Consider the following 26,999-nt stretch of genomic DNA (forward strand, 5'->3'; position numbering starts at 1 on the left):
AGCAGGTAATCGAGAGGCCAGATTTTATTTTTGGTGAGTATTAATGTTGCTGCTAATTATTGTATGCGTTGTACAAACCTGAGTTTATTAAATCACCTGAATGCTACGGGGGCTCTATGTTAAAAATCGGTGATGAAGGTAAGGCGGTAGCACAATTGGTTGACGATCTCCGCAAGCTATCATTCGGTCTTGCGCCAACGGATAAATTTGATCAGGTAGTAAAAAAGTCAGTAGAAGCTTTCCAGGTGGCCAACGTGGATGCCTCAGGCCAACCGTTAATTGTCGATGGTAAAGTAGGACCACACACCCGTTGGGCTCTCGATGCTGCTTTGGGTAAACACAGCCTTGTGCTTCAACACCCGACTCTCCCGACGTTCACCCCATCAGGGGGAAGCCATGCGGGCCTGGCCGCGCTTAAAGTCGCTCAGGCGGAGATCGGCCATGGTGAAGAAGGTTCGGATAATCACGGTCCTGATATTAAAAAATATTTCGCCGGGTACGGAAACCAGGGGCAAAGCTGGTGCGCGGCCTTTGTCAGTTACTGTTTTAACCAGGGAGCAACTGCGGTATTCGGCTATCAAACATCAGCTCAGGCATTGCATAATAAAATGAAGTCATTAGGCTATTCTTACACTCCTTCATTGAGCAATCCACCACAGCCGGGTGATATTATTTGTTGGTTGAGAGTCGATCCTAAAAAGCAGCAAGAGACTGCCTGGATGGGGCATGTTGGTATTGTTCAAGGCTATGCCGATGGCATTTTGTGGACTATTGAAGGTAATCGTGGAGCTTACCCCTCAAAAGTGAATATCTTCCATTATTCATGGTCAGTTTTAGTTGCTTCAGCAACTAATGATAAGTTTAAGGGACTGTATGGGCTCTCGCGCCATCCCTGATAATATTTAAATTCTACAGGATAATAAAATGGCCAATAAGAAAATGCCTTTTTACCCTATTATTTATGTTCGTGGTTATGCGATGACTGATCACGATATTAATGAGACTACCGCCGATCCTTTTAATGGTTTTAATCTTGGCTCAACGATGCTGCGAGCCTCTGCGAGCCAGAAAGATCGCCCGAAGAAATTTTATTTTGAATCGCCCGTTATTCGTCTGGCCTCGGAGTTTGGTTATAGCGATGTTTTTGAGCAGGGACTGGATATCACGGACGCTGGTTGGGCGCTGGATCCGGAGGGTAAACCTACCGGAAACATCCTGGATGATAAATCGGTGATTGTGTATCGCTATTATGACGATGCGTCCACGCTACTGGGAAGGGGTAAAACGCCCGACATAGCAACGGCGGCAGTTGGACTGTCAAGCCTGCTGGCCACGATCAGGCAGCTTTTGCTGGCAAACCCCAACAGCGGCGTGCAGGAGCCCGACGACTTTCGCTGTTATCTGGTGGCCCACTCGATGGGAGGCCTTGTTTGCCGGGCTTTTCTACAAAATCAGGCGCTTGATCCGCAGCAGATGGCCAGAAGCGTCGATAAATTTTTCACCTACGCTACGCCACATAACGGGATTGAGTTTGCGGAGATTAATATCCCGAATCTTCCCTGGCAAAGTAGCGTCGCTAACTTTAATCGTGACCGTATGGCGCAGTATCTCGACCTCGAGAATGCGTACCAGCGTTATAAACGGGTCGATTTGATCCCTGAGTCCCGACTTCCCTCATCGCGCATTTTCACTATGGTAGGGACCAATCGCCTTGATTATGACGTTGCCGCCGGACTCTCGAGAACCTTTGTCGGGAACGGCAGCGATGGTCTGGTAAAAATTGAGAATGCTACGCTGAATGGTCTTAATGATGATGGCTCAATCGGCGCGCCTTGTGCGAAAGCCTTCACCTATCGCGCCCATTCCGGCTATTTCGGTATTGTGAATAGCGAAGAAGCTTTCCAGAATCTGGCACGCTTTCTTTTTGGCGATGTCCGCGTGGATATATGGTTGGAACTTAAGGACATTCGTCTTCCGGATGCGGCGCTAAAAGCGGCCGGTGGAGAGGCGAATAAGATTGACGCAATCTATCAGATAGAAGCTATTGCCTCTCCCCGGGGTAAACCCTGGTCGTTAACCCGACGTGTCGCCGAAGAAGATTCCGTTGCCTGTGTGACGCAAAAAGAGTGGAATACACAGGGACATGCTACGCAATATCTCTCGAGCGTCTTCTTGTCCAGGCGTGCGCGAGTGAATAAAGCCCGGCGCTCTCTGGCCTACAGCCTGGTACTGGGAGTGAAAATTCCCGATTACGAAATAGAAAAGCGATTCTGGTTTAACGAACACTATGAAGGGGGGTATTTGTTCCGCAACTCTCTGATCCTTGAAATTGTTCCTCCGGCAAATGACGACAGCCCCTGGCGGATAAAATATGCCTGGCAGGACTCAGGGGTTTCCAACGCCGATATTATTCTGGACCCGCAGCAAATCGCCGATAATGCCTGTGAGGTCACGATTCCCGTAGAAAGTGTCTCCATCGATACCAAAGGCAATAAACGGCCTTCGGTGCCGGGGATCTCTGGGGCGTTGCGTTTTAACGTCCAGCTCTGGAACTGAGAAGCGTGCTAAAAGCGATAGCGCCACCGAGGTTACCCCCGGTGGCGGGCAGATTTCTCTCTCAGGCCTTGCGACAAACTACTTTTTCTTTTCGCCCAGCGTCGGGGTTTCGTCAAAGAAGTTCCACGGTTTCAACAGCGCATGCGCCCATTCGGTCGGCATAATCGGCCACTCCTCCGCGCGCGCCACGTGGGTGGTGCCGGTGGTTATCCAGACCACGTCATCGTGGTTGGTCAGCGACTCGTTATCCTTTGCATAGGCGCCAAGGCCAGTGTCATGGATCGAACGGTTCGGATATTTCCCTTCCGGATAACGCTCCGACTGATGATAGCGGGTGACCCACAGCTGCTTATCCATAAAGCTCAGACGGTGATAAATCCACTCATCCGGCGCGAATTTGGCGCCGGTTGCCGCCGGGTGAGTGCCGCCCGCGTAAGGGATAATCTGATACGACACCGGGTTACCCATCCGGTTCTCTTTGGTGGTATTACTCAGCAGGCGAATGGTGCCCGGGTCGAACTTCTGCGCCGCTTTTTGTTCGCTGTCGATGGTGTACTGGTTAATCTGCATGGTGCTGGTGCGCGGGCCACCGGCGGTATTGGGCTTCACTTCCGGGTCCATGGCCACCAGCGAGTTGTTCTCGCCGTCAACGTCAAGGTCAAGGCGGAAATTGTAGATATGCTGGTGCGTGGTGCCGACGATGTTATGGTCGATCAGCGTCCCGTAACGGGTATCTTCTTTCGCGCTCGGATCGTGCATGGTCTTCGCCATGACGCCTTTGACCGCTTCGATTCCGGTGGCGCCGGCGTCGATGCCGATGGTGCCGTTCTCGTGGAACACCCAGTCAAAGATATAGTCGTAGTTGCCGACGGTACTGATCCAGCGGACCACCAGCTCGCGTCGCTCGGTGCTGACGTTCGGTTGCCCCATCTCCTGGTGTTTGTATTCCGGACCGGCATAACGCTCGAAGATTGCGATAGCGTGCGGGATAGTGGTTGGCGCGCCGGTATAATCAGCAATGGTTTCATCCAGCAGCACCGAATTCGCCGGCGCATCTTTACCGCGGACGATTGGCGAGGTCAGGGTGCCCATGCCGTAGTCGCCGGAGTCGAGATAGGCTTTGAAGTACCAACCCACGTCCGGGTCACCATAAGGCACGATCATCCCGCCCAGCGAGCCTTCATACATTACCTGACGTTTCTGCCCGTTGTCGTTGTAGGTCACGGTGGAGAGAATCGGCCCGACGCGGGAGTTCAGCCGCAGGTGGAAATCCCAGTTCTGCCAGTGAATCGTGTCGCCGGTAATGGTGTAGTTTTTGCCTTCCGGCTCGGTGATATCCAGCGGTTTAACCGCGGCAGCCACGCGGTCGCGGCCATCATAAGGGCGCGATTCCATCGGCACCGGGATCACCGGACCCTCTTCAATTTTGATGATTTTCTTCTGCTCAAGATCCACCACGGCGACCAGGTTTTCAATCGGGTGCGCCCAGTAGTTGCCGTCGCCGGTATCCAGATAGCTCACCACTTTCAGCAGACGTGAATCCTGCTTCAGGCCATCTTTGCCGTCAAAATAACCGACGGTCAGCGGAGTGGTGATGACTTTTTTGCTGTCGGTGATGCCGTGTTTTTTGAGCACTGCGGCGAATTCGTCACTGGCGTTAATAATGTTCTGCACGCTGACGAAATCATCCAGCAGGACCATGCCGTGGGCGTCTTTAATTGGCTGCCAGGAGAGTATTTTCTTATTCTGTAAATCCACCACGCTTTCGATGACGTGTTTGCCATCGAGCATCACCACGTCAGCGGTCCGCGGCGCCTCAACGGCGGTTCCTTTTAACGCGAAGGCCCACACCACCGCTTTATCCGGCTCGTGCAGTGAGATTTCGGTAAAACGGGTGTTGGGGCGGAATTGCGGCGAGGCTTTGACAATCGTCACCGCTTCGCTGATTTCCGCTGCGGATAACGAGTTGAGCGGATGCGGGCGTTTCTCGACCTGGAAGGTCTGATCAAGACCGGACTGGAAGACATCGTTGATAAAGGTATCGGAGACCCACGCCTTACCGTCTTTCATCACCACCGGAACCTGTAAATCCAGCGACTTACCGTTGACGATGGCCGTTTTCGCACCGGGCTTCACTTTGACGTAGGCGCCATCCTTCATCAGGGTAAACATCTGGGCATAATCATCCCACTGCACGTCGGCACCAAACGCCTGCAGCGTTTTGTCCATTGGGACCATATGCGCTTCGTCGCCGTGCGCGAACACCGGTGATTGCCAGGCACAAAACAGCGCAACGGCCAGAGCTAAGGCTGTTTTACGCGGGGAACGAATTGAGTTATTTGCCATTGTGACCTCATCTTATATTTATATTCCCGTCATGCTTTGGGTTGCATCTACGGTGACCACGCGTCCCTGCTGATTGTCTGCAACGCCAATGATTCCGGCGAGTTGTGTTGTCGCTTGCCGCTGCGAAATGCCGGCTTTACTCGCTTTAACCTACCAGCGGTTGGCCGGTTGGCGTTTGTGTGCTCTTGCCAGGTTGTTTGTCAGATTTGCCAGTTATGCCCGGAGCAAGCGGGCGGGGCACAAAAAATGCCTCCGCAGAGGCATCGGGTACCGGCCCGGCGCGCCCGGCGTTAGCCGGAACGGCGGGGACAGGCATCGGTTAAACCGCGAAGTCGCCGTGCTGACGGGCCACCAGCGTCAGGATGGAATAGAGCGCCACCGGCTGCTGGTGCTGGTTGAATATCTCTACCGCCCACTCCACCACCCCGGTCGCTTTCTCCTCGGCGCTACGCTGGCGCTTCACCGTTTTACGCTTGCAGGTCAGACGCACCTGAATGGTGTCGCCCGGCTTCACCGGTTCGATAAAGCGCAGGTTTTCCATGCCATAGTTGGCGATGACCGGCCCGACGCCGGCATCGACAAACAGCCCGGCTGCCGCGGAGATCAGGAAGTAACCGTGGACCACGCGCTCGCCAAAAATGGAGTCCGCGGCGGCAATTTTGTCCATATGGGCATAGAAGTGATCGCCGCTGAGGCAGGCAAAATTGACGATATCCGCTTCGGTCAGCGTGCGACGCGGGGTCAGCAGGCTATCGCCAGGCTGGATCTGTTCAAAATATTTACGGAACGGATGAATACGGTCCTCGCTGACTTCGGCGCCGCGAACCCACTGCTGACCGATGGCGGCCAGCATCGTCGGGCTGCCCTGAACCGCGGTGCGTTGCATATAGTGTTTTACCGCGCGCAAACCGCCGAGCTCTTCGCCGCCGCCGGCACGACCCGGCCCGCCATGAACCAGCTGCGGCAGCGGTGAACCGTGACCGGTGGATTCGACGGAAGAGGCCTCGTTGAGGATCTGGATACGGCCATGTGAACGGGCGGCGCCGAGGATAAACTCACGCGCCAGCTCGCCGCTGGCGGTTACCAGCGTTCCGACCAGACTGCCTTCCCCGGCGCGCGCCAGCGACAGCGCGTGCTCGCGATGTTGATACGGCATCAGGGTGGCAACCGGGCCGAAGGCTTCGATGGCATGCACCGCCGGCGTTTCATCCGGCTGCGGGCAGAACAGCAGCGTCGGCGGGAAGAAGGCGCCGGCGGCGTTAAGATCGGCCTTGCCGCCGAGCAGAACTTCGCACCCGGCCTGAATCAGCGCGTTCACCTTGTCCTGTACATCCTGGCGCTGGTCATGGCTGACCAGCGCGCCCATTTTCACCCCTTCCTGCGCCGGATCGCCGACGGTCACTTTTTGCAGGCGGGCAATCAGCGCTTCGCTGACCGCATGAAGCTGGGCCTGCGGAACGATGATGCGGCGGATAGCGGTACATTTCTGCCCGGCTTTGGTCGTCATCTCGCGCACCACTTCGCGGATAAACAGGGCAAATTCCGGCTGCCCGGGAGTAATGTCTTCTCCGAGCACGCAGCAGTTCAGCGAATCGGCCTCCATGGTGAAGGGGATCGATTTCGCGACCAGGTTAGGGTGAACACGCAGCTGCTGGCCGGTATGGGCGGAGCCGGTAAAGGTCACCACATCCTGGCTATCCAGATGATCAAGCAGATCGCCCGCGCCGCCGCAAATCAGGCTGATGGCCCCGTCCGGTACCAGTCCGCTCTCGACGATGGACCTGACCATCGCCTGAGTCAGCTGAGCGGTGGCGGTTGCCGGTTTGATGATGGCCGGCATGCCGGCAAGCCAGGTTGGCGCCAGCTTTTCCAGCATGCCCCAGCAGGGGAAGTTAAAGGCGTTGATATGCACCGCGACGCCGGATTTTGAGGTCAGAACGTGGCGGGCGGCAAAGCCCCCCTGTTTCGACAACGGGATCAGTTCATCTTCCGGCCACAGCGTATCGTCCGGCAGCTCGCGACTGCCGAGGCTGGCGTAGGTAAACAGCGTGCCGATCCCCCCTTCAATATCAACCCAGCTATCGGCTCGGGTCGCCCCGGTTTGCGCTGAAATGGCATAAAACGCCTCTTTTTCTGCCAGCAGGTGTTTCGCTACCGCTTTCAGCATCGCGCTGCGTTCGATAAAGGTCATGGCCTGTAACGCCTTAGCGCCGCGGTCGATGGCAAAACGGCGCGCCTGTGCCATATCCAGCCCTTCGCTGGTGACTTCCCATAATGTCTCACCGCTGATGGCGTGGCGAAGCGGGCGGGCGTGGCCCCGACCGCTCTGCCAGGTGCCGGATAAATAGCTGGCTAACTGCTGCATGGTGAATCTCCAATATGTTACGTGAAATCTCTATAAATAGTTATTTTATGAATCATGAAATGCAAGCGACTATTTAATAATTTATTAACATTGTGATCGCGGGCGCGTCATGTCCTGCCGCTTCCGGCCTGCGGTGTCGCGGTCTGGTGGCGATTTTTTGTCGTCATCATCACAAAAAACACAAACAAAATTTGTGGTTTTATTTAACCTGAGTGTAACTTTTATAAAACAAAGTGATTCACAAATGCGTATTTGTTGAATTTATTGGAATCATAAAGGTGATGACGTGACAGAAGAACAACGCTTTGACCAGCGTATCGCGCAGGATACGGCCATCGAACCGCAGGACTGGATGCCGGATGCCTACCGCAAGACGCTGATCCGCCAGATTGGCCAGCACGCGCACTCGGAAATTGTCGGCATGCTGCCGGAGGGCAACTGGATTACCCGCGCGCCGACGCTGCGTCGGAAGGCGATTCTGCTGGCGAAGGTGCAGGATGAGGCCGGACATGGCCTGTATCTGTATAGCGCGGCGGAGACGCTCGGCTGCGCCCGGGAAGATCTGTATCAGAAGATGCTCGACGGGCAGATGAAATACTCCTCGATCTTTAACTACCCGACGCTGAGCTGGGCGGATATCGGCGTGATTGGCTGGCTGGTCGACGGCGCCGCTATCGTCAACCAGGTGGCGCTGTGCCGGACTTCCTACGGTCCCTACGCCCGGGCGATGGTCAAAATCTGCAAAGAGGAGAGCTTTCACCAGCGTCAGGGGTTTGAAGCCTGTATGGCGCTGGCCGAGGGCAGTGAAGCGCAGCGTCAGATGTTGCAGGATGCGATTAACCGCTTCTGGTGGCCGGTCCTGATGATGTTTGGCCCGAGCGACGATAACTCGCCGAACAGCGCCCGCAGCATGGCGTGGAAAATCAAACTGCACTCCAACGACGAACTGCGTCAGCGCTTTGTCGATAACACCGTACCGCAGGTCGCGATCCTCGGCATGACCGTGCCGGACGCCGATTTGCAGCTGGATGAAGCGACCGGGCACTACCGCTTTGGCGAAATCAACTGGCAGGAACTGAATGAAGTGATCAACGGGCGCGGCATTTGTAACCACGAACGCCTGGCCGCCAAGCGTAAAGCCTGGGAAGAGGGGGCATGGGTGCGGGAAGCCGCGCTGGCGCATGCGCAAAAACAACACTCCCGCGACGCGGCATAAGGAGAAGCATGATGAGCAACGTTTACTGGCCGTTATATGAAGTATTTGTCCGCAGCAAGCAGGGATTATCCCATCGTCACGTCGGCAGTCTGCACGCCGCCGATGACCAGATGGCGCTGGAAAATGCCCGCGATGTCTACACCCGGCGCAGCGAAGGCTGCTCGCTGTGGGTGGTGAAAGCCAGCCAGATAGTCGCATCCCAGCCGGAAGAACGCGGCGAGTTTTTTGATCCGGCGGAGAGCAAAGTCTATCGCCATCCGACTTTCTACAGCGTGCCGGACGGCATGGAACATATGTGAGGCAACGATGAACAACCTCAATCCCGTTGCAACCTATGCGCTGCGTCTCGGTGATAACGGCCTGGTGCTGGCCCAGCGCTTGGGCGCGTGGTGCGGCCATGCCCCGGAGCTGGAAATTGACCTCGCGCTGGCTAATATCGGCCTCGATCTGCTGGGCCAGGCGCGCAACTTCCTCAGCTATGCGGCTGAGCTGGCGGGGAGCGGCGATGAAGATACCCTGGCCTACGGCCGGGATGAACGTCAGTACGGCAATCTCCTGCTGGTGGAACAGCCGAACGGCAACTTTGCCGATACCATCGCCCGCCAGTTCTTTATCGATGCCTGGCATGTGGCGCTGTTTACCCGGCTGGTAAACAGTCGTGACGCGCAAATTGCCGCCATCGCCGCCAAGGGGCTCAAGGAGGTGCGCTATCACCTGCGCTTTAGCCGCGGCTGGCTGGAACGTCTGGGCAATGGCACTGAGGTATCGGCGCAGAAAATGCAGCAGGCGGTCGACGATCTGTGGCGTTTTACCGGGGAGTTGTTCCTCGCCGACGCGCTGGAGATTGCCCTTGTTGAGCAGGGTATCGCCGTTGACCCCCGCGACCTGCAGGCGGAGTGGCAGAGCACGGTTCACACCGCGCTGCTTGATGCCGGTCTGCAGATCCCGCAAGAGGCGGCGTTTCGCCACGGCGGCAAACAGGGACTGCACAGTGAACATCTCGGGCCGTTGCTGGCGGAAATGCAGTATCTGCAACGCGCTTATCCCGGTCAGCAGTGGTAACAGGAGGTGGCTATGCAACGTCTCGCCGCTATCGCACCCGCAGAAGTCCACGCTATCTGGGCACTGTTAAGTGAGATCCCCGATCCGGAAGTGCCGGTGCTGACCATTACCGACCTTGGCATGGTGCGCAGCGTGACACCGCACGGTGAAGGCTGGGTGATTGGCTTTACGCCGACCTACTCGGGCTGCCCGGCGACCGAGCATCTGCTGGGGGAGATTCGCGCAACGATGGCCCGCCACGGCTATACGCCGGTGCAGATTGTCCTGCAGCTTGACCCGCCGTGGACCACCGATTGGATGAACCAGGATGCCCGCGAGCGTCTGCGCCAGTACGGCATCAGCCCGCCGCAGGGGCACGCCTGCCATGCCGGTCTTCCGGATGAGGTGGTTTGCCCGCGCTGCGGCAGCGTACACACCACGCCGATCAGTGAATTCGGTTCGACGGCCTGTAAAGCGCTTTACCGCTGCAACAGCTGCCGTGAACCCTTTGATTACTTTAAATGTATTTGAGGTTGCCATGACGACGTTTCATTCGCTTACCGTCGCGAAAGTGGAGCCGGAAACCCGCGATGCTGTGACCATTACCTTTGCGATTCCCGACGCGCTGCAGGCGGAATATGCCTTCCGTCCGGGCCAGCATCTGACCGTGAAAGCCCGCCTCGGCGGGGAAGAGCTGCGCCGCTGCTACTCCATCTGTCGCAGCCGCTCGCCGGCGGAAATCAGCGTGGCGGTCAAAGCCATCGACGGCGGACGTTTTTCCCGCTATGCGCAGAGCGATATCTGCCAGGGCATGGTGCTGGAGGTGATGGTGCCGCAGGGGCATTTCGGCTACCAGCCGCAGGCCGGGCGCGAGGCTGACTATCTGGCGATTGCCGCCGGATCCGGTATCACGCCGATGATGGCGATTATTGGCGCCACGCTCGCCACCGAAGCGCATAGCCGCTTCACCCTGATTTATGGCAACCGCAGTAGCAGCAGCATGATGTTTCGTCAGGCGCTGGCGGATTTAAAAGACCGCTACCCGCAGCGGCTGCAGGTGGTGCATCTGTTCAGCCAGGAGTCGATGGACAGCGATTTGCTGCAGGGGCGCATTGATGGCGACAAACTGCGCGCGCTCTCTGCCAGACTGCTCGATTTCAGCCGCTTCGACGAGGCCTTTATTTGCGGTCCGGCGGTGATGATGGATGAAGCTGAAGCGGCGCTGCGCGAGCTGGGGATGGCGGAAAACCAGATTCATCTTGAGCGCTTTAATACCCCCGGAAGTCGCGCTAAACGCGCCACCGGCGTGCAGGCTGAAGGCCGCACCGTCACGATTCGTCAGGACGGCCGCGATCGGCAGATTGCCCTCACCGCGGAAGATGACAGCATTCTGGATGCGGCGCTGCGCCAGGGGGCGGATTTGCCCTTCGCCTGTAAAGGCGGCGTCTGCGCCACCTGCAAATGTAAAGTGCTGCGCGGCGAAGTGGCGATGGCGGCCAACTACAGCCTGGAAGCGGACGAACTGGCTGCCGGATATGTGCTGAGCTGCCAGGCGTTGCCGACCAGCGGCGACGTGGTGGTCGACTTTGACGCAAGGGGAATGGCATGAGCGATCTGCTGATAGCCCGTCACCAGCGGGTCCTGCTGCTGACCCTGAATCGTCCGCAGGCGCGTAATGCCTTGAATAACGCGCTGCTGACGCAGATTGCCGACGCGCTGGACGCGGCGGCGTCTGACCCGGATATCCGTGCCTGCGTGATCGGCGGCAACCGCCGTTTCTTTGCCGCCGGCGCCGACCTGAACGAAATGGCGGAAAAAGACCTGCCCGCCACGATGGACGATATTCGCCCGCGTCTGTGGGCGCGGATTGATGCCTTTCCGAAACCGCTGATCGCCGCTGTGAACGGCTACGCCCTTGGGGCGGGCTGCGAGCTGGCGCTGCTCTGCGACCTGGTGGTGGCGGGCGATAACGCGCGCTTCGGCCTGCCGGAGATCACCCTCGGCATAATGCCTGGCGCCGGAGGCACCCAGCGTCTGATCCGCTGCGTAGGGAAAGCGCTGGCCAGCCGGATGGTGCTGAGCGGCGAAAGTATTGATGCGCCGCGGGCGCAACAGGCCGGTCTGGTGAGTGAGATAACCCCGGCGCTGTTGACCGACGAATATGCCCTGAAGCTGGCGGCGACCATCGCCGGTCATTCGCCGCTGGCGCTGCGTGCGGCGAAACAGTCGCTGCGCCAGGCGCAGGAAGTGAGCCTTCAGGCCGGTCTTCAACAGGAGCGCCAGCTGTTTACATTGCTGAGCGCCACCGACGATCGCCGCGAAGGTATTGACGCCTTCTTACAAAAACGAACCCCGGAATTTAAAGGACGCTAATCGTGGACGCTTTTATTCTCAGCGAAGTAGAACAGGGTGTGATGACGATTACCCTTAACCGCCCGGATCGTCTTAACAGCTTTAACGATCTTATGCATCAGCAGCTGGCGGCCTGTCTGACTCAGGCCGAGCGCGATGACAACGTGCGCTGCCTGCTGATTACCGGTGCCGGACGCGGTTTTTGCGCCGGCCAGGATTTAAATGATCGCAACGTCGACCCCAGCGGTCCGGCGCCGGATCTGGGCCTGTCCGTTGAGCGTTTCTATAACCCGCTGGTGCGCCGTCTGGCGGCGCTGCCGAAGCCGGTGATTGCCGCGGTGAACGGCGTGGCGGCCGGCGCGGGCGCCACCCTCGCCCTGGGCTGCGATATTGTTCTCGCCGCGCGGTCGGCGAATTTTGTGATGGCCTTCAGCAAGCTGGGGCTGGTACCCGACTGCGGCGGTAGCTGGTTCCTGCCGCGGGTGGCCGGACGCGCTCGGGCAATGGGGCTGGCGCTTTTGGGTGAGAAGCTCAGCGCCGAACAGGCCGCTCAGTGGGGGATGATCTGGCAGCTGGTGGAGGACGCCGAGCTGGCCGATACCAGTCGTCAGCTGGCCCGCCATCTGGCGACGCAGCCGACCTTCGGGCTGGGGCTTATCAAAAAAGCGCTCCAGGTCTCGGAGACCAACGGCCTCGATGCGCAGCTGGATCTTGAGCGCGACTATCAGCGTCTGGCCGGACGCAGCGATGACTATCGGGAAGGCGTCAGTGCCTTCCTGACGAAGCGTCCTCCACAGTTCAGCGGGAAATAGACCATGAGCCAAACACTGCAAACCGTCGCCGTGATCGGCGCCGGCACGATGGGGGCCGGCATTGCGGAAGTGGCCGCCGCGGCCGGACATCCTGTCCTGCTCTACGATATCGCCACCGAGGCGCTGACCCGCGCGGTGGAAGGCATTCGTCAGCGTCTGGCCGCCCGCGTGGCGCGAGGCAAGCTGACGGCGGACCAGGCGGATGCGCTGGTCTCCCGCCTTGTTCCGGTCACCGAGTTAGCCGCGCTGGCCGACGCCTGGCTGGTGATTGAAGCGGCGTCAGAGCGCCCGGATGTCAAAAAAGCGCTTTTCAGCCAGCTGGCGGCGATCTGCTCCCCGTCAACGCTGCTGACCAGCAATACCTCATCGATCTCCATTACCGCCATTGCCGCCGATGTAAAGCACCCTGAACGGGTGGCCGGTCTGCACTTCTTTAACCCAGCGCCGGTGATGAAACTGGTGGAGGTGGTGAGCGGTCTGGCGACATCGCCGGAAGTGGTTGAACAGCTGTGCCGGTGCGTTACGGCATGGGGAAAGCAGCCGGTACGCTGCCGTTCGACGCCGGGGTTTATCGTTAACCGCGTGGCGCGGCCGTTCTACGCCGAAGCGTGGCGGGCGCTGGAGGAGCAGGTGGCTCCCCCGGCGGTGATTGATGCCGCGCTGCGCGACGGCGGCGGTTTCCCGATGGGGCCGCTGGCGTTGACCGACCTGATTGGTCAGGACGTCAACTTCGCCGTCACCTGTTCGGTGTTTAACGCGTTCTGGCAGGACCGCCGTTTTCTGCCATCGCTGGTCCAGCAGGAGCTGGCGCTGGCCGGGCGTCTGGGCAAGAAGAGCGGCCAGGGCGTCTATCGCTGGCCCCTTGAGAGCGAAGCCGTGCCGGCGCTGGCCGCAGTGGCTGAAACCTGCGGGGCCAAAGCAGTTCGCACAACAGGTGACAGTGTCACCGGCAGGGTCACGATCGCCCTGGACGACGTTCGTGTGCTGGAAACGGAAGGCGAAACCGCCCAGGCGCTGAGCGTGCAGTATGGCTGCCCGGTGGTGGTATATGACTATTGCGCGGGTGACACCGTGGTTCTGGCAACGGCGGCGACGAACCCGGCGTCGGCGACCGACAAAGCGGTGCGCTATTTCCAGCAGCAGGGCAAGAAAGTGCTGCTGATTGCCGATTATCCCGGCCTGCTGGTCTGGCGTACCCTCGCCATGCTGATTAATGAAGCGCTCGACGCGGTGCAAAAAGGGGTCGCCAGCCCGGAAGATATCGATACCGCGATGCGCCTGGGCGTCAACTACCCGCACGGCCCGCTGGCGTGGGGCGAATCGGTGGGCTGGCAGCGCGTGCTGCGCATGCTGGAGAACCTGCAACAGCACTATGGCGAAGAGCGTTATCGCCCCGGTTCCTTACTGCGCCAGAAGGCGCTGGTGGAGCAGCGTAATGAACAATGAGGCCTGGCGCAACGCGCGCGCGATGTACGAAAAAGATACCTGCGCCAGAACCCTGGGCATCGAGATGATTGAAATGGATGACGGCTACGCGCAGATGAGCATGACCGTCTCGCCAGCCATGCTTAACGGCCATCAGACCTGTCACGGCGGACAGCTGTTTTCGCTGGCCGATACCGCCTTTGCCTACGCCTGCAACAGCCAGGGGCTGGCGGCGGTGGCATCTGCCGCCAGTATCGACTTCCTGCGTCCGGCGTTTGCCGGCGACCGGCTGGTCGCCACGGCGCGGGTGAAGCAGCAGGGGAAACTGACCGGCGTCTACGACATTGAAATTGTTAATCAACAACAAAAGATTGTGGCCCTGTTTCGCGGCAAATCGCACCGCATCGGCGGCACAATAACGGGAGAAGTCTGATGCGTGACGCCTTTATCTGTGATGGGATTCGTACGCCGATTGGTCGTTACGGCGGGGCGCTGGCCAGCGTCCGCGCCGATGATTTAGCCGCCATTCCACTGCGAGAGTTGCTGAGCCGTAACCCGGGTCTCGATCCCTCGGTCATCGATGATGTGATTTTCGGCTGTGCGAACCAGGCCGGGGAAGATAACCGCAACGTGGCGCATATGGCGACCTTGCTGGCGGGATATCCGCAGACGGTCTCCGGCACCACCATCAACCGGCTGTGTGGTTCCGGCCTGGATGCGATCGGCTTTGCCGCACGCGCCATCAAAGCCGGCGAGGCGGATCTGCTGATTGCCGGCGGCGTGGAATCGATGTCGCGGGCGCCGTTTGTGATGGGCAAAGCCAGCGCGCCGTTCCAGCGCCAGGCCGAGCTGTTTGATACCACCATCGGCTGGCGTTTTGTGAACCCGCTCATGCAGCAGCAATTTGGCACTGACAGTATGCCGGAAACGGCAGAGAATGTAGCTGAATTGTTAAACATCAGCCGGGCCGATCAGGATGCCTTCGCTTTTCGCAGCCAGCAGCTGACGGCGAAAGCGCAGCGGGCGGGGATTCTGGCGCAGGAAATCGTGCCGGTGCAAATTATTGGCAAGAAAGGGGCGGTGAGCGCGGTTCGCGAGGACGAACACCCGCGGGCGGAGACCACCCTTGAACAGCTGGCCGGGCTAAAAACGCCGTTTCGCAAAGGCGGCGTGGTTACCGCCGGAAACGCCTCCGGGGTGAACGATGGCGCCGCCGCGCTGATTATCGCCAGCGAACAGCAGGCGCGGGCGCAGGGGTTAACCCCACGTGCACGAATTGTGGCGATGGCGACCGCGGGCGTGGAGCCCAGGTTTATGGGGCTGGGGCCGGTGCCGGCGGTACGCAAAGTGCTGGAGCGCGCCGGACTGAATATTAACGATATGGATGTTATCGAACTGAACGAAGCCTTTGCTGCGCAGGCCTTAGGCGTGCTCAGACAGCTGGGGCTGGCGGACGATGCGGAGCATGTTAACCCCAACGGCGGTGCTATCGCCTTAGGTCATCCCTTGGGAATGAGCGGCGCGCGGCTGGCATTGAGCGCCAGCCTGGAGCTGCAGCGACGGAACGGGCGCTATGCGCTGTGTACGATGTGTATTGGCGTGGGTCAGGGCATTGCCATGATCCTTGAGCGAGTGTGAGCGACTTTACCTGCGAGTACCCTAAAATGATAACTAATACAAAATTAGATCCGATTGAAACTGCTTCTCGTGACGAATTACAAGCTTTGCAAACCCAGCGCCTGAAATGGACGCTGAAACATGCCTATGACAATGTGCCGATGTACCGGCGTAAATTTGACGCGGCGGGCGTCCATCCTGAGGATTTTCGCGAACTGAGCGACCTGAGCAAATTCCCGTGTACCACCAAACAGGATCTGCGCGATAACTATCCGTTTGATACCTTTGCGGTACCGATGGAACAAATTGTGCGTATTCATGCCTCTTCCGGCACCACCGGCAAACCGACGGTGGTGGGCTATACGCAGAATGACATCGACACCTGGGCCAATATCGTTGCCCGTTCGCTGCGCGCCGCCGGCGGTACGGCAAAAGATAAAATTCATGTTGCCTACGGCTACGGGCTGTTCACCGGCGGTCTCGGCGCGCACTACGGCGCAGAGCGCCTGGGGGCCACGGTGATCCCGATGTCCGGCGGCCAGACGGAAAAACAGGCGCAGCTGATCCGCGATTTCCAGCCGGACATGATTATGGTGACGCCTTCCTACTGCCTGAACCTGATTGAAGAGCTGGAGCGCCAGATGGGCGGCGACGCCAGCCGCTGCTCGCTGCGGGTCGGCGTCTTCGGCGCCGAGCCGTGGACGCTGGCGATGCGGGGGGAGATTGAGCGTCGGCTGGGGATCTCCGCGCTGGATATTTACGGCCTGTCGGAAGTGATGGGGCCGGGGGTAGCGATGGAGTGTCTGGAAACCGCCGACGGTCCGACTATCTGGGAAGATCACTTCTTCCCGGAAGTGGTTAACCCCAACGACGGTACGCCGCTGGCGGATGGCGAACACGGCGAGCTGCTGTTTACCACACTGACCAAAGAGGCGCTGCCGGTGATTCGCTACCGTACTCGCGATCTGACCCGCCTGCTGCCGGGCACCGCGCGCACCATGCGCCGGATGGATCGCATCAGCGGGCGCAGTGACGATATGCTGATTATTCGCGGGGTCAACGTCTTCCCGTCGCAACTGGAAGAGGAGATTCTGAAAGTCGAGCATCTGTCGCCGCACTATCAGCTGGAAGTCAATCGTCGCGGCCATCTTGATTCACTTTCGGTCCGCGTCGAGTTGAAAGAGAGCAGCTTGTCGCTGAGTCATGAGCAGCGCTGCCAGATCTGCCATCAGCTGCGTCACCGAATTAAGTCGATGGTCGGGATCTCGACGGATATTAGCATCGTCAACTGCGGAAGTATCCCTCGCTCGGAAGGCAAGGCCTGCCGCGTCTCCGACCTGCGCAAAATCGTCGCCAACGGTTAAGCCGAGTCTTCCCGGGTGGCGGCTTGCGCCCGACCCGGGCACCAGACCCGATCCCCGGTAAGCCTGCGCTACCGGGGATTTTCCTGTGCTATGATTCAGAAAGGACAACAATAACAACAGAATGAATCAAATGAGTAAACTCGATACTTTTATTCAACAGGCGGTCGAAGCGATGCCAATCAGCGGCACTTCGCTGATCGCCTCGCTGTACGGCGATTCCTTGCTACAGCGCGGTGGAGAAGTGTGGCTCGGCAGCGTGGCCGCGCTGCTGGAAGGGCTGGGCTTTGGCGAACGGTTCGTGCGCACGGCGCTGTTCCGGCTGAACAAAGAGGAGTGGCTGGATGTGGTACGCATCGGCCGACGCAGTTTCTATCGTCTGAGCGACAAAGGGCTGCGTCTGACGCGCCGGGCGGAGCATAAAATCTACCGCGCCAGCGCGCCGGAATGGGACGGGACCTGGCTGCTGCTGCTGTCGGAAGGGCTGGAGAAAAATCAGCTGGCGGAAGTGAAAAAGCAGCTGCTGTGGCAAGGCTTTGGCGCCCTGGCACCGAGTCTGCTTGCCTCGCCGTCGCAAAAAATGGCCGATGTCCAGTCGCTGCTGCACGAAGCGGGCGTGGCGGAAAACGTGATCTGTTTTGAAGCCCATTCGCCATTGGCGCTCTCCCAGGCGGCGCTGCGCGCCCGTGTGGAAGAGTGCTGGCATTTGACCGAGCAGAACACGATGTACGACACCTTTATTGCACTGTTTCGCCCGCTGCTACCGCTGCTGCGCGATGCCGATGCCGACGAGTTAACGCCGCAACGTTGCTTCCAGATCCAGCTGCTGCTGATCCATTTCTATCGTCGCGTGGTGCTCAAAGATCCGCTGTTGCCGGAGGAGCTACTGCCTGCGCACTGGGCCGGACAAACCGCGCGCCAGCTGTGCATCAATATTTACCAGCGGGTCGCTCCCGGCGCGCTGACCTTCGTCGGCGAAAAAGGGGAAAGCTCGGTGGGGGAACTGCCTGCGCCGGGGCCGCTCTATTATCAGCGTTTTGGCGGTTTGCCAGGCGCCTAAGGAGGCTTGATGCCGATTTATCAGATTGACGGTATGACTCCCGTTGTGCCGGATGAAAGCTACGTGCATCCCACGGCGGTACTGATTGGCGATGTGATCCTCGGGAAAGGCGTGTACGTTGGCCCTAATGCCAGCCTGCGCGGCGATTTTGGGCGGATTGTGGTTAAAGACGGCGCTAACATTCAGGATAACTGCGTGATGCACGGCTTCCCCGGTCAGGATACGGTGGTGGAGGAGGACGGGCATATCGGCCACGGGGCAATTCTTCATGGCTGCGTCATTGGCCGCAACGCGCTGGTGGGAATGAGCGCGGTGATTATCGACGGCGCGACCATCGGTGAGAACAGCATTGTCGGCGCATCGGCGTTTGTGAAGGCGAAAGCGGAGATGCCGGCCAACCATCTGATTGTCGGCAGTCCGGCAAAAGCGATCCGCACCTTGAGCGAGCAGGAAATCGCGTGGAAAAAGCAGGGGACGCGGGAATACCAGGTGCTGGTGGAGCGCTGCAAGCAGTCGCTGCATCAGGTGGAGCCGTTAAAAGAAGCCGAGCCGGAGAGAAAACGGCTGGAGTTTGACGAGAACCTGCGGCCGAAATCATCATCCTGAACAAGAGCCCTCGGGCATCGGGGGCCTCATATTTAGCCCGCTCGCGAAAGAGTGCCGGGTGCGCCTGAATCGCCGCCAGCACTTTTGCCGCGAGTTCCATGGGGTTACGTCGCCTGGATTACCGGCTTTTAATGCTATCCACGCTGCTTTCCAGCGCTTGCGCCATTTTCGTCGGAGACGCCTTCAGCTGCGCTCTACGAGGCGGTGCGTAAGGGAAATGGGGAGAGGGTGAAAAAAACACTCCCACCGGGCGGTGGGAGTGGAAATCTTATGCTGCAACCACGCTGTCGATGGCCGCTTTGGCATCGGACTGCGCTTTGGCTGCGACTTCCGGACCATAAGCAATGCCTTCTGCGAAGACAAAGTTCACGTCGGTGATACCGATGAAGCCGAGGAAGGTAGACAGGTACGGCGTGACCAGGTCGGTCGGGGTGTCTTTATGGATACCGCCACGGCTGGTCAGCACAACCGCACGTTTACCGGTAACCAGACCTTCTGGCCCTTTTTCGGTGTAGCGGAAGGTCACACCGGCGCGAGCCACCAGGTCGAAGTAGTTTTTCAGCTGGGTCGGGATGTTGAAGTTATACATCGGCGCCGCGATGACAATCACGTCATTCGCTTTCAGCTCGGCGATCAGTTCGTCGGACAGCGCCAGCGCTTCCTGCTGACGCGGCGTCAGCGGGGCATCGCTCGGACGCAGCGCGCCAACCAGTTCACCATCCAGTACCGGAATCGGATTGGCTGCCAGGTCACGCACGGTGATAACATCATCAGCGTGCTGTTCGCGCCATTGTTCAACAAAATAGTCGGACAGCTGACCGGATTGTGAGTACCCTGCCAGAATACTGGATTTCAGTACTAATACTTTGCTCATGGGTGTTTCCTTATATGAGATTGACGGGTCGATGCCCTGGTGCTTGTTGACACTGTATTCACAATCATGCCACAGAGAAAGCGCAATAAATCGAACCCTGTATTCAATTTTTTTGAACAAGGCATGCGATTCGCAGATGTGGTAATATACAGCAATACATCACAAGAGATTTTTCCCGGCAGTGCACTGCCCGATAACGCTATGACAGAACAACAAAAGTTCACCTTCTCTCAGCTATTCCAACGGCTTGATGGCCTGATGCTGCGTGATAAGTCACGCTTTTCCCGTCGCCTGCATGGCGTGAAGAAGGTTAAAAATCCTGAAGCCCAGCAGGCCATTCTTCAGGAGATGGCGCAGGAGATCGAACAAGCCGCAGGGAGAGTCCTGCTGCGTGAAGCCTCGCGCCCAACGATTACCTACCCGGAAAATCTGCCGGTCAGCCAGAAAAAAGAGGAGATTTTGCAGGCGGTTCGCGACCATCAGGTGGTTATCGTGGCAGGGGAGACCGGCTCCGGTAAAACCACCCAGCTGCCGAAAATCTGCATGGAACTGGGGCGCGGGGTGAAAGGGCTGATTGGCCATACGCAGCCGCGTCGTCTGGCGGCGCGCACCGTGGCCAACCGTATCGCCGAAGAGCTGCAAAGCGAACCGGGCGGCTGCATCGGCTATAAAGTCCGTTTTAGCGACCACGTTAGCGACAACACCATGGTCAAGCTGATGACCGACGGTATTCTGCTGGCGGAAATCCAGCAGGATCGGCTGTTGATGCAGTACGACACCATCATCATCGATGAAGCGCACGAACGTAGCCTGAACATCGACTTCCTGCTCGGCTATTTACGGGAACTGCTGCCGCGTCGCCCGGACCTGAAAATTATCATCACCTCGGCAACCATCGACCCGGAACGATTTTCGCGCCACTTTAACCACGCGCCGATTATCGAAGTGTCCGGCCGAACTTACCCGGTGGAAGTGCGCTACCGGCCAATCGTTGAAGATGCCGACGATACCGAACGCGATCAGCTGCAGGCGATCTTCGATGCCGTTGATGAACTGGGACGTGAAAGTCCCGGCGATATCCTGATCTTTATGAGCGGCGAGCGCGAAATTCGCGATACCGCCGATGCGCTCAATAAGCTCAATCTGCGCCATACCGAAGTCCTGCCGCTGTATGCGCGGCTGTCGAACAGCGAACAGAACCGCGTCTTCCAGTCCCACAGCGGGCGGCGGATCGTGCTGGCGACCAACGTCGCCGAAACCTCGTTGACCGTTCCGGGCATTAAGTACGTTATCGATCCCGGTACCGCGCGCATCAGCCGCTATAGCTATCGTACCAAGGTGCAGCGTCTGCCGATTGAGCCGGTTTCTCAGGCCTCTGCTAACCAGCGTAAAGGCCGCTGCGGCCGTGTGTCTGAAGGGATCTGTATTCGTCTCTATTCGGAAGACGATTTCCTCTCGCGCCCGGAATTTACCGACCCGGAAATTCTGCGTACTAACCTGGCGTCGGTGATCCTGCAAATGACCGCGCTGGGCCTCGGTGATATTGCCGCGTTCCCGTTCGTTGAAGCGCCGGATAAGCGCAATATCCAGGACGGCGTGCGTCTGCTCGAGGAGCTGGGGGCGATTACCACCGACGAGCAGCAGACCGCCTATAAGCTGACGCCGATGGGCCGCCAGCTCAGCCAGCTGCCGGTTGACCCGCGCCTGGCGCGGATGGTGCTGGAAGCACAAAAACACGGCTGCGTGCGCGAGGCGATGATCATCACCTCGGCGCTGTCGATTCAGGACCCGCGCGAGCGCCCGATGGACAAGCAGCAGGCCTCCGATGAGAAACATCGCCGTTTCCACGATAAAGAGTCCGACTTCCTGGCGTTTGTGAACCTGTGGAACTACCTCGGCGAGCAGCAAAAGGCGCTCTCCTCGAACCAGTTCCGTCGCCAGTGCCGCACCGATTTTCTCAACTATCTGCGGGTGCGTGAATGGCAGGATATCTACACCCAGCTGCGCCAGGTGGTGAAAGAGCTGGGGCTGCCGATTAACAGCGAGCCGGCGGAATATCGCGAAATCCATACCGCGCTGCTGACCGGTCTGCTGTCGCACATCGGGATGAAAGATAACGATAAGCAGGAGTTTACCGGGGCGCGCAATGCGCGTTTCTCTATCTTCCCGGGATCCGGTTTGTTCAAGAAACCGCCGAAGTGGACGATGGTCGCCGAACTGGTGGAAACCAGCCGCCTGTGGGGACGGATTGCCGCCCGCATCGACCCGGAATGGATAGAACCGGTGGCGCAGCACCTGCTTAAACGGTCATACAGCGAACCGCACTGGGAGCGGGCGCAGGGGGCGGTGATGGCGACGGAGAAAGTGACCGTCTACGGTCTGCCGATCGTCGCCGCCCGCAAAGTGAACTATAGCCAGATGGACCCGGCGTTGTGCCGCGAGCTGTTTATCCGCCATGCGCTGGTGGAAGGGGACTGGCAGACGCGTCACGCCTTCTTCCGCGACAACAACAGGCTGCGCACGGAAATTGAAGAGCTGGAGCATAAATCGCGCCGCCGCGACATTCTGGTGGATGACGATACGCTGTTCGATTTCTATGACCAGCGTATCAGCCATGACGTTATTTCCGCGCGTCACTTCGATAAGTGGTGGAAAGCGGCCAGCCGCGACACGCCGGATCTGCTCAACTTTGAAAAGAGTATGCTGATCAAAGAGGGGGCGGAGCAGGTCAGCAAGCTGGACTATCCGAACTTCTGGCATCAGGGCAACCTGAAGCTGCGGTTGACCTATCAGTTTGAACCGGGCGCTGATGCTGATGGGGTGACGGTACATATTCCGCTGCCGTTGCTCAACCAGGTCGAAGAGGCCGGATTTGAGTGGCAGATTCCCGGTCTGCGCCGTGAGCTGATTATCGCGCTGATCAAATCGCTGCCAAAACCGGTGCGGCGTAATTTCGTGCCGGCGCCGAACTACGCCGAGGCGTTTTTAGGCCGCGCGACGCCGCTGGAGCTGCCGCTGCTGGATTCGCTGGAGCGCGAGCTGCGGCGTATGAGCGGCGTGACCATCGACCGCGAAGCCTGGCAGTGGGAACAGGTGCCCGATCATCTGAAAATCACCTTCCGGGTGGTGGATGACCAGAACAAAAAGCTCGCGGAAGGGCGCTCGCTGCAGGAGTTAAAAGAGGCCTTGAAGGGCAAAGTGCAGGAGACGCTTTCTGCCGTTGCCGACGATGGTATCGAGCAGAGCGGGCTGCATATCTGGAGTTTCGGTCAACTGCCGGAGAGCTACGAGCAAAAACGCGGCAACTATAAGGTGAAAGCCTGGCCGGCGCTGGTGGATGAACGCGACAGCGTGGCGATTAAGCTGTTTGATAATCCGCTGGAGCAGCAGCAGGCGATGTGGCAGGGGCTGCGCCGTCTGCTGCTGCTCAATATCCCGTCGCCGATTAAGTATCTGCATGAGAAGCTGCCGAATAAAGCCAAGCTGGGGCTCTATTTTAACCCTTACGGCAAAGTGCTGGATCTGATTGATGACTGTATCTCCTGTGGCGTCGATAAACTTATCGATGAGGCGGGCGGCCCGGTGTGGAGCGAGGAGGATTTCGCGAAACTGCACGATAAGGTGCGCGCCGAACTGAATGAGACGGTGGTGGAGATAGCCAAACAGGTCGAACAGATTCTGACCGCGGTGTTTAACATCAATAAGCGGTTGAAAGGGCGCGTCGACATGAGCATGGCGCTGGGGCTGTCGGATATTAAGGCGCAGATGGGCGGGCTGGTCTATCGCGGCTTCGTGACCGGCAACGGTTTCCGCCGACTGGGGGATACCCTGCGCTATCTGCAGGCGATTGAAAAACGACTGGAGAAAATGGCCATCGATCCGCACCGCGACCGGGCGCAGATGCTCAAAGTGGAGAGCATCCAGCAGGCCTGGCAGCAGTGGCTGAATAAGCTACCGCCGGGGCGGCGTGGGGATGCGGATGTGCAGGAGATTCGCTGGATGATTGAGGAGCTGCGCGTCAGCTTCTTCGCCCAGCAGCTCGGAACGCCATATCCCATCTCCGACAAGCGGGTGCTGCAGGCTATGGAACAAATCGTCGCGTAAGCGACGATTTGCAAGCTGCGGACGTTCCTGCTGGCGCGGGCGACGGGGTTTAAGCAATCGCTTGACCTGCTTACCCGGATAACGGCGTCGCGCCGCTGTCCGGGCAGCGTCGCGGATGATTAGCCGTTCACCCACGCCAGCGTAAACCCATCCCAGCCTTTACTGCCTACCGTTTGCAGCGCCGTGACCGTCAGACGCGGATCGTCGGCCATCATCTCGATAAAGCGTCGTACCCCCTGCACGCGATCGTCCTCGCTGTGCGGGTTCGCCACCTCGCCGTCGCGCACCACGTTATCGCCGATAATCAATGTTCCCGCTCGGGAATAGCGCAACGCCCAGCGTAAATAGTCGGGGTTACTGGGTTTGTCGGCATCAATAAAAATCAGATCAAAAGGCGGGCGATCGCCGAGGGATTCGAGGGTCTGCAGCGCCGGACCTTCCCGCAGCGTGACCTGCTTATCGACCCCTGTCAGGCGCAGATTTTCTCGGGCCACCGCGGCATGGTGCGGATCGGCCTCCAGCGTCAGCAGCTCGCCATCTTCCGGCAGCTCACGAGCCATCCAGATGGTGCTGTATCCGCCGAGTGTACCGATTTCCAGCACCCGCTGCGCCCGCACCATGCGCACCAGCAGCGCCAGAAACTGCCCCTGATTCGCGGCGACGTCAAAAGCGGGCAGCCCGGCGCGCTGATTGTTCGCCAGCACCTGGCTGAGCAGCGGATCGTGGGGAATTAAAGTATCAATCAGATAACTGTCTACGGCAGACCATTGTTGTTGCATAGGCGATTTCCCGCGTTACGTCCCTGATGAGTCAGACCAGCCGCCTCCCAGCGACCGGTATAAATCCACCTGCGCCAGCAGCAGATTGTTTTTCACCTGCACAACGCTAATCTGCGTAGCGAACAGCGTGCGCTGGGCGTCCAGTACGTCAAGATAGGAGGAGTAGCCGTTACGGTAGCGATTCTGCGCAATGCGCAAGGTTTCCTGCGCCACCTCCTGTTGACTGAGGAGTTCATTTAACTGCTCGCCATAGCGGGCGATGGCATCAAGACTGTCATTCACTTCCTGAAACGCGCCGCGCACCGTCTTCTCGTAACCGTACAGCGCCTGGTTGCGCTGCGCCATCGACACATCCACCTGCGCATTGAGCGCCTGGCGGTTGAGCAACGGGGCGAGAATACTGCCGCCAAGGCTCCACAGCCGCAGCGGGTTATCGAGCAGGTCCGGCAGCGTCCGATCCTGCAGGCTACCGGTGGCGGTCAAATTGATCGACGGCAGGAGCTGCGCCTGCGATGAGGCGAGCGTGGCATCGGCGGCAATCAGCTGCCGCTGGGCCTGAACGATATCCGGACGGCGGTTCAGCAGCGTGGAGGGCAGCTGGGACGGCAGTGCGAGCGGCGTCAGTCGGGCGAAATCCTGACGCTGAATGCTGCCAGGGTTGCTGCCGGTCAGGACGCTCAGGGCGTTCTCTTGCTGAGCTATCTGATGCTGAAGCGGCGGGATCTGCGAGCGCGTTGAACGCAGTTCGGAATCTGCCTGCATCAGCTCCAGGCGCGAAGTATAGCCGGTCTCAAACTGACGTTTAGCCAGGTTGTACGCGTCCTGGCGCGATTTCAGCGTCTGCCGGGTGACCCGCAGCTGTTCATCCAGCGAGAGCAGCGTCAGATACCCCGCGGCCACCGAAGTGGCGACGGTGAGATCGGCGGCGGCGGCGGCGGCTTTTTGCGCCTCCAGACTCGCCTGCGCGGCGCTGGCCGCGCTGCGGTTGGCGCCCCAGATATCCACATCATAGCTGGCGGTTAATCCGCCTTTGTAGACCGTGCTGTGCACGGGCAGGCCGGTTGCGGCGGACTGCGCCCGCGCGCGGGAGCCGGTCAATGAGGCATCCAGCGCTGGAAAGAGGGTGCTGTCGGCGGCGTAGGCCCGGGCCTGATACTCATTGACCCGTTCACGGGCGATCAGGACATCGCTGTTGTAGCGTAGCGCCTGGTCGACATAGCGATTGAGCTGGCTGTCGTGAAAGTTGCGCCACCATACGCCTTCCACCGGGCTGGTCGGCCCGACAGCGGCACGCCAGGCGGCCGGGATCTGTAATGACGGCCCGGCCCGCTGAACGTCCGCCGATTGACAGCCGATCAGGACCAGGGCCAGCGCGAGAGTCAGCGGGCGGATCATGGCTGCGCTCCCTCGCGTGTATCGATGGTGACCTGCACCGACATCCCCGGGCGCAGTCGCGAACTGTTCTTCTGTCCGTCATTCACGGCAATGCGTACCGGAATGCGCTGGGCGATTTTGACGAAGTTGCCGGTGGCGTTATCCGGGGAGATGGCGCTGAACTCAACGCCGGTCGCCGGCGAGATGCTCTGTACGGTACCGCTGAATGTTTCACCGTTCAGCGCATCAACGCTAAAGGTGGTGGGCTGGCCGATGCGAATTTGTGCCAGCTGGGTCTCTTTCATATTGGCGATCACCCAATGCTGCGGCGGCACCAGCGAGGTTAAGTGGGTACCGGCGCTAACGTAGGCGCCGAGGCGCACGGATATTTGTCCGAGCTGACCGGCGGTGGGGGCGACAATGCGCGTGTTGTTCAGATCGATTTCCGCCAGCTCCAGCGCCGCGCCGGCGCTGGCGACGTCGGCGGCCAGCGCATCGCGGTTTACGATGGTTGATTGCAGATCCTGGCGCGACATTTCCAGCGTTGCTTGTGCCTGTTCGATATCGGCGGAACCTTGCGCCGCGCTGGCCCGGGCAGAATCGCGTTCGCGAATGGACAGTGAACCGTCGGCGGTCAAATCCTGCACGCGTTTTAAATCCGCCTGGTTTTTCTGGTTCTGCGCGCGGGCGTTTTGCAGCGCCGCTTCGTTACGCTGAATGACCGCCTCGGCACTTTTGCGCTGCTGCAGGTTATTTTTCAGCGCCGCCTGTTTCATCGCCAGCGTCGCCTGCGCCTGGTGAACGCGCTGTTTATAGATACGGTCATCAATCTGGAACAGCACCTGTCCCGGTTTGACATTATCAAAATCCTGCACGTTGACGGCGGTGACATAGCCACTGACCTGCGGACTGATAAAGGTGGTCTGTCCGCGCACATAGGCGTTATCGGTGAACTGACTGTGCCGGGTAAACGGCGGCAGTTGCCAGGCGTACAAAATCGCCAGTACGCCGATAAGGCCGATGGCGGCGGCGGTAAAAATAGATACCACGCGGATATTATTGCGGGTGTTGGCCTGTTGCCTGGCCGCATCCTGCTGACTCATAACGACTC

At 59.0% G+C, this 26,999-nt stretch carries 22 protein-coding genes; 16 read left to right on the forward strand and 6 right to left on the reverse strand.

Annotation, left to right across the window (positions count from 1 at the left end):
* Positions 1-116: 116 nt before the first annotated feature.
* Positions 117-896 (forward strand): NlpC/P60 family protein, encoded by a 780-nt coding sequence (locus BV390_RS18385; protein WP_085397199.1) that lies wholly within the window; start codon positions 117-119, stop codon positions 894-896.
* Between the two features lie 28 nt (positions 897-924).
* Positions 925-2,556 carry an esterase/lipase family protein gene (locus BV390_RS18390; protein WP_085397200.1) on the forward strand — a complete coding sequence of 544 codons (1,632 nt, stop codon included), beginning with the start codon at positions 925-927 and terminating at the stop codon, positions 2,554-2,556.
* Between the two features lie 78 nt (positions 2,557-2,634).
* Here the strand turns inward: BV390_RS18390 and tynA are convergent, their stop codons facing one another.
* Positions 2,635-4,902 carry a primary-amine oxidase gene (gene tynA, locus BV390_RS18395; RefSeq protein WP_085397201.1) on the reverse strand — a complete coding sequence of 756 codons (2,268 nt, stop codon included), beginning with the start codon at positions 4,900-4,902 and terminating at the stop codon, positions 2,635-2,637.
* 319 nt (positions 4,903-5,221) lie between these two features.
* Positions 5,222-7,267 (reverse strand): phenylacetic acid degradation bifunctional protein PaaZ, encoded by a 2,046-nt coding sequence (gene paaZ / locus BV390_RS18400; protein ID WP_049267978.1) that lies wholly within the window; start codon positions 7,265-7,267, stop codon positions 5,222-5,224.
* A 286-nt stretch (positions 7,268-7,553) separates the two neighbouring features.
* Here paaZ and paaA point away from each other — a divergent pair, with 286 nt between their 5' ends.
* From paaA to paaY, 13 genes are all read left to right on the forward strand, one after another.
* Positions 7,554-8,483, forward strand: coding sequence for a 1,2-phenylacetyl-CoA epoxidase subunit PaaA (gene paaA, locus BV390_RS18405; protein WP_085397202.1), 930 nt, complete (start codon positions 7,554-7,556; stop codon positions 8,481-8,483).
* An 11-nt stretch (positions 8,484-8,494) separates the two neighbouring features.
* Entirely contained in the window at positions 8,495-8,782 is a 288-nt protein-coding gene (paaB, locus tag BV390_RS18410) for a 1,2-phenylacetyl-CoA epoxidase subunit PaaB (RefSeq protein ID WP_004861295.1), read from the forward strand.
* A gap of 7 nt (positions 8,783-8,789) precedes the next feature.
* Positions 8,790-9,545, forward strand: a complete 756-nt coding sequence (gene paaC, locus BV390_RS18415) for a 1,2-phenylacetyl-CoA epoxidase subunit PaaC (protein ID WP_032696329.1) — start codon at positions 8,790-8,792, stop codon at positions 9,543-9,545.
* A 12-nt stretch (positions 9,546-9,557) separates the two neighbouring features.
* Positions 9,558-10,055, forward strand: coding sequence for a 1,2-phenylacetyl-CoA epoxidase subunit PaaD (gene paaD, locus BV390_RS18420; RefSeq protein ID WP_049267979.1), 498 nt, complete (start codon positions 9,558-9,560; stop codon positions 10,053-10,055).
* 7 nt (positions 10,056-10,062) lie between these two features.
* A complete protein-coding gene (gene paaE, locus BV390_RS18425) occupies positions 10,063-11,133 on the forward strand; it encodes a 1,2-phenylacetyl-CoA epoxidase subunit PaaE (RefSeq protein WP_032687972.1) in 1,071 nt (356 codons plus the stop codon).
* Positions 11,130-11,897 carry a 2,3-dehydroadipyl-CoA hydratase PaaF gene (gene paaF, locus BV390_RS18430; protein WP_032700037.1) on the forward strand — a complete coding sequence of 256 codons (768 nt, stop codon included), beginning with the start codon at positions 11,130-11,132 and terminating at the stop codon, positions 11,895-11,897. The genes paaE and paaF overlap by 4 nt, the downstream gene beginning before the upstream one ends.
* Before the next feature lie 2 nt (positions 11,898-11,899).
* Positions 11,900-12,688 carry a 2-(1,2-epoxy-1,2-dihydrophenyl)acetyl-CoA isomerase PaaG gene (gene paaG / locus BV390_RS18435; protein ID WP_032687969.1) on the forward strand — a complete coding sequence of 263 codons (789 nt, stop codon included), beginning with the start codon at positions 11,900-11,902 and terminating at the stop codon, positions 12,686-12,688.
* A 3-nt stretch (positions 12,689-12,691) separates the two neighbouring features.
* Complete coding sequence (gene paaH / locus BV390_RS18440; RefSeq protein WP_085397203.1) at positions 12,692-14,134, forward strand: 3-hydroxyacyl-CoA dehydrogenase PaaH; 1,443 nt, start codon at positions 12,692-12,694, stop codon at positions 14,132-14,134.
* The gene (gene paaI / locus BV390_RS18445; protein ID WP_032687967.1) at positions 14,124-14,546 is read left to right on the forward strand and encodes a hydroxyphenylacetyl-CoA thioesterase PaaI; all 423 of its coding nucleotides are present in this window, start codon (positions 14,124-14,126) and stop codon (positions 14,544-14,546) included. The genes paaH and paaI overlap by 11 nt, the downstream gene beginning before the upstream one ends.
* On the forward strand, positions 14,546-15,751 hold the full coding sequence (gene pcaF, locus BV390_RS18450) for a 3-oxoadipyl-CoA thiolase (protein WP_032700034.1): 1,206 nt from the start codon (positions 14,546-14,548) through the stop codon (positions 15,749-15,751). Before paaI ends, pcaF begins: the two co-directional genes overlap by 1 nt.
* A gap of 26 nt (positions 15,752-15,777) precedes the next feature.
* Positions 15,778-17,094, forward strand: coding sequence for a phenylacetate--CoA ligase PaaK (gene paaK, locus BV390_RS18455; RefSeq protein WP_032700076.1), 1,317 nt, complete (start codon positions 15,778-15,780; stop codon positions 17,092-17,094).
* A gap of 130 nt (positions 17,095-17,224) precedes the next feature.
* The gene (gene paaX / locus BV390_RS18460) at positions 17,225-18,151 is read left to right on the forward strand and encodes a phenylacetic acid degradation operon negative regulatory protein PaaX (RefSeq protein ID WP_163922586.1); all 927 of its coding nucleotides are present in this window, start codon (positions 17,225-17,227) and stop codon (positions 18,149-18,151) included.
* A gap of 9 nt (positions 18,152-18,160) precedes the next feature.
* A complete protein-coding gene (gene paaY / locus BV390_RS18465) occupies positions 18,161-18,757 on the forward strand; it encodes a phenylacetic acid degradation protein PaaY (RefSeq protein ID WP_032687964.1) in 597 nt (198 codons plus the stop codon).
* Between the two features lie 268 nt (positions 18,758-19,025).
* On the opposite strand, the gene azoR is transcribed toward paaY, so the two are convergent.
* Positions 19,026-19,631, reverse strand: coding sequence for an FMN-dependent NADH-azoreductase (azoR, locus tag BV390_RS18475; protein ID WP_032687963.1), 606 nt, complete (start codon positions 19,629-19,631; stop codon positions 19,026-19,028).
* Between the two features lie 201 nt (positions 19,632-19,832).
* Between azoR and hrpA the strand changes: the two genes are divergently transcribed.
* Positions 19,833-23,735, forward strand: a complete 3,903-nt coding sequence (gene hrpA / locus BV390_RS18480) for an ATP-dependent RNA helicase HrpA (RefSeq protein WP_085397204.1) — start codon at positions 19,833-19,835, stop codon at positions 23,733-23,735.
* A 119-nt stretch (positions 23,736-23,854) separates the two neighbouring features.
* Here hrpA and BV390_RS18485 read toward each other — a convergent pair whose 3' ends face one another.
* The 3 genes from BV390_RS18485 to BV390_RS18495 are packed head-to-tail and all read right to left on the reverse strand — an operon-like array spanning position 23,855 to position 26,991.
* Entirely contained in the window at positions 23,855-24,514 is a 660-nt protein-coding gene (locus BV390_RS18485) for an O-methyltransferase (RefSeq protein ID WP_032687961.1), read from the reverse strand.
* Positions 24,515-24,529: 15 nt separating this feature from the next.
* A complete protein-coding gene (locus tag BV390_RS18490; protein WP_032687960.1) occupies positions 24,530-25,909 on the reverse strand; it encodes an efflux transporter outer membrane subunit in 1,380 nt (459 codons plus the stop codon).
* Entirely contained in the window at positions 25,906-26,991 is a 1,086-nt protein-coding gene (locus BV390_RS18495) for an HlyD family secretion protein (RefSeq protein WP_032687959.1), read from the reverse strand. Before BV390_RS18495 ends, BV390_RS18490 begins: the two co-directional genes overlap by 4 nt.
* Positions 26,992-26,999: the final 8 nt, after the last annotated feature.

The organism is Klebsiella sp. YJ, from assembly GCF_002108615.1.
In the GTDB taxonomy this organism is placed as follows: Bacteria; Pseudomonadota; Gammaproteobacteria; order Enterobacterales; family Enterobacteriaceae; genus Klebsiella; species Klebsiella planticola.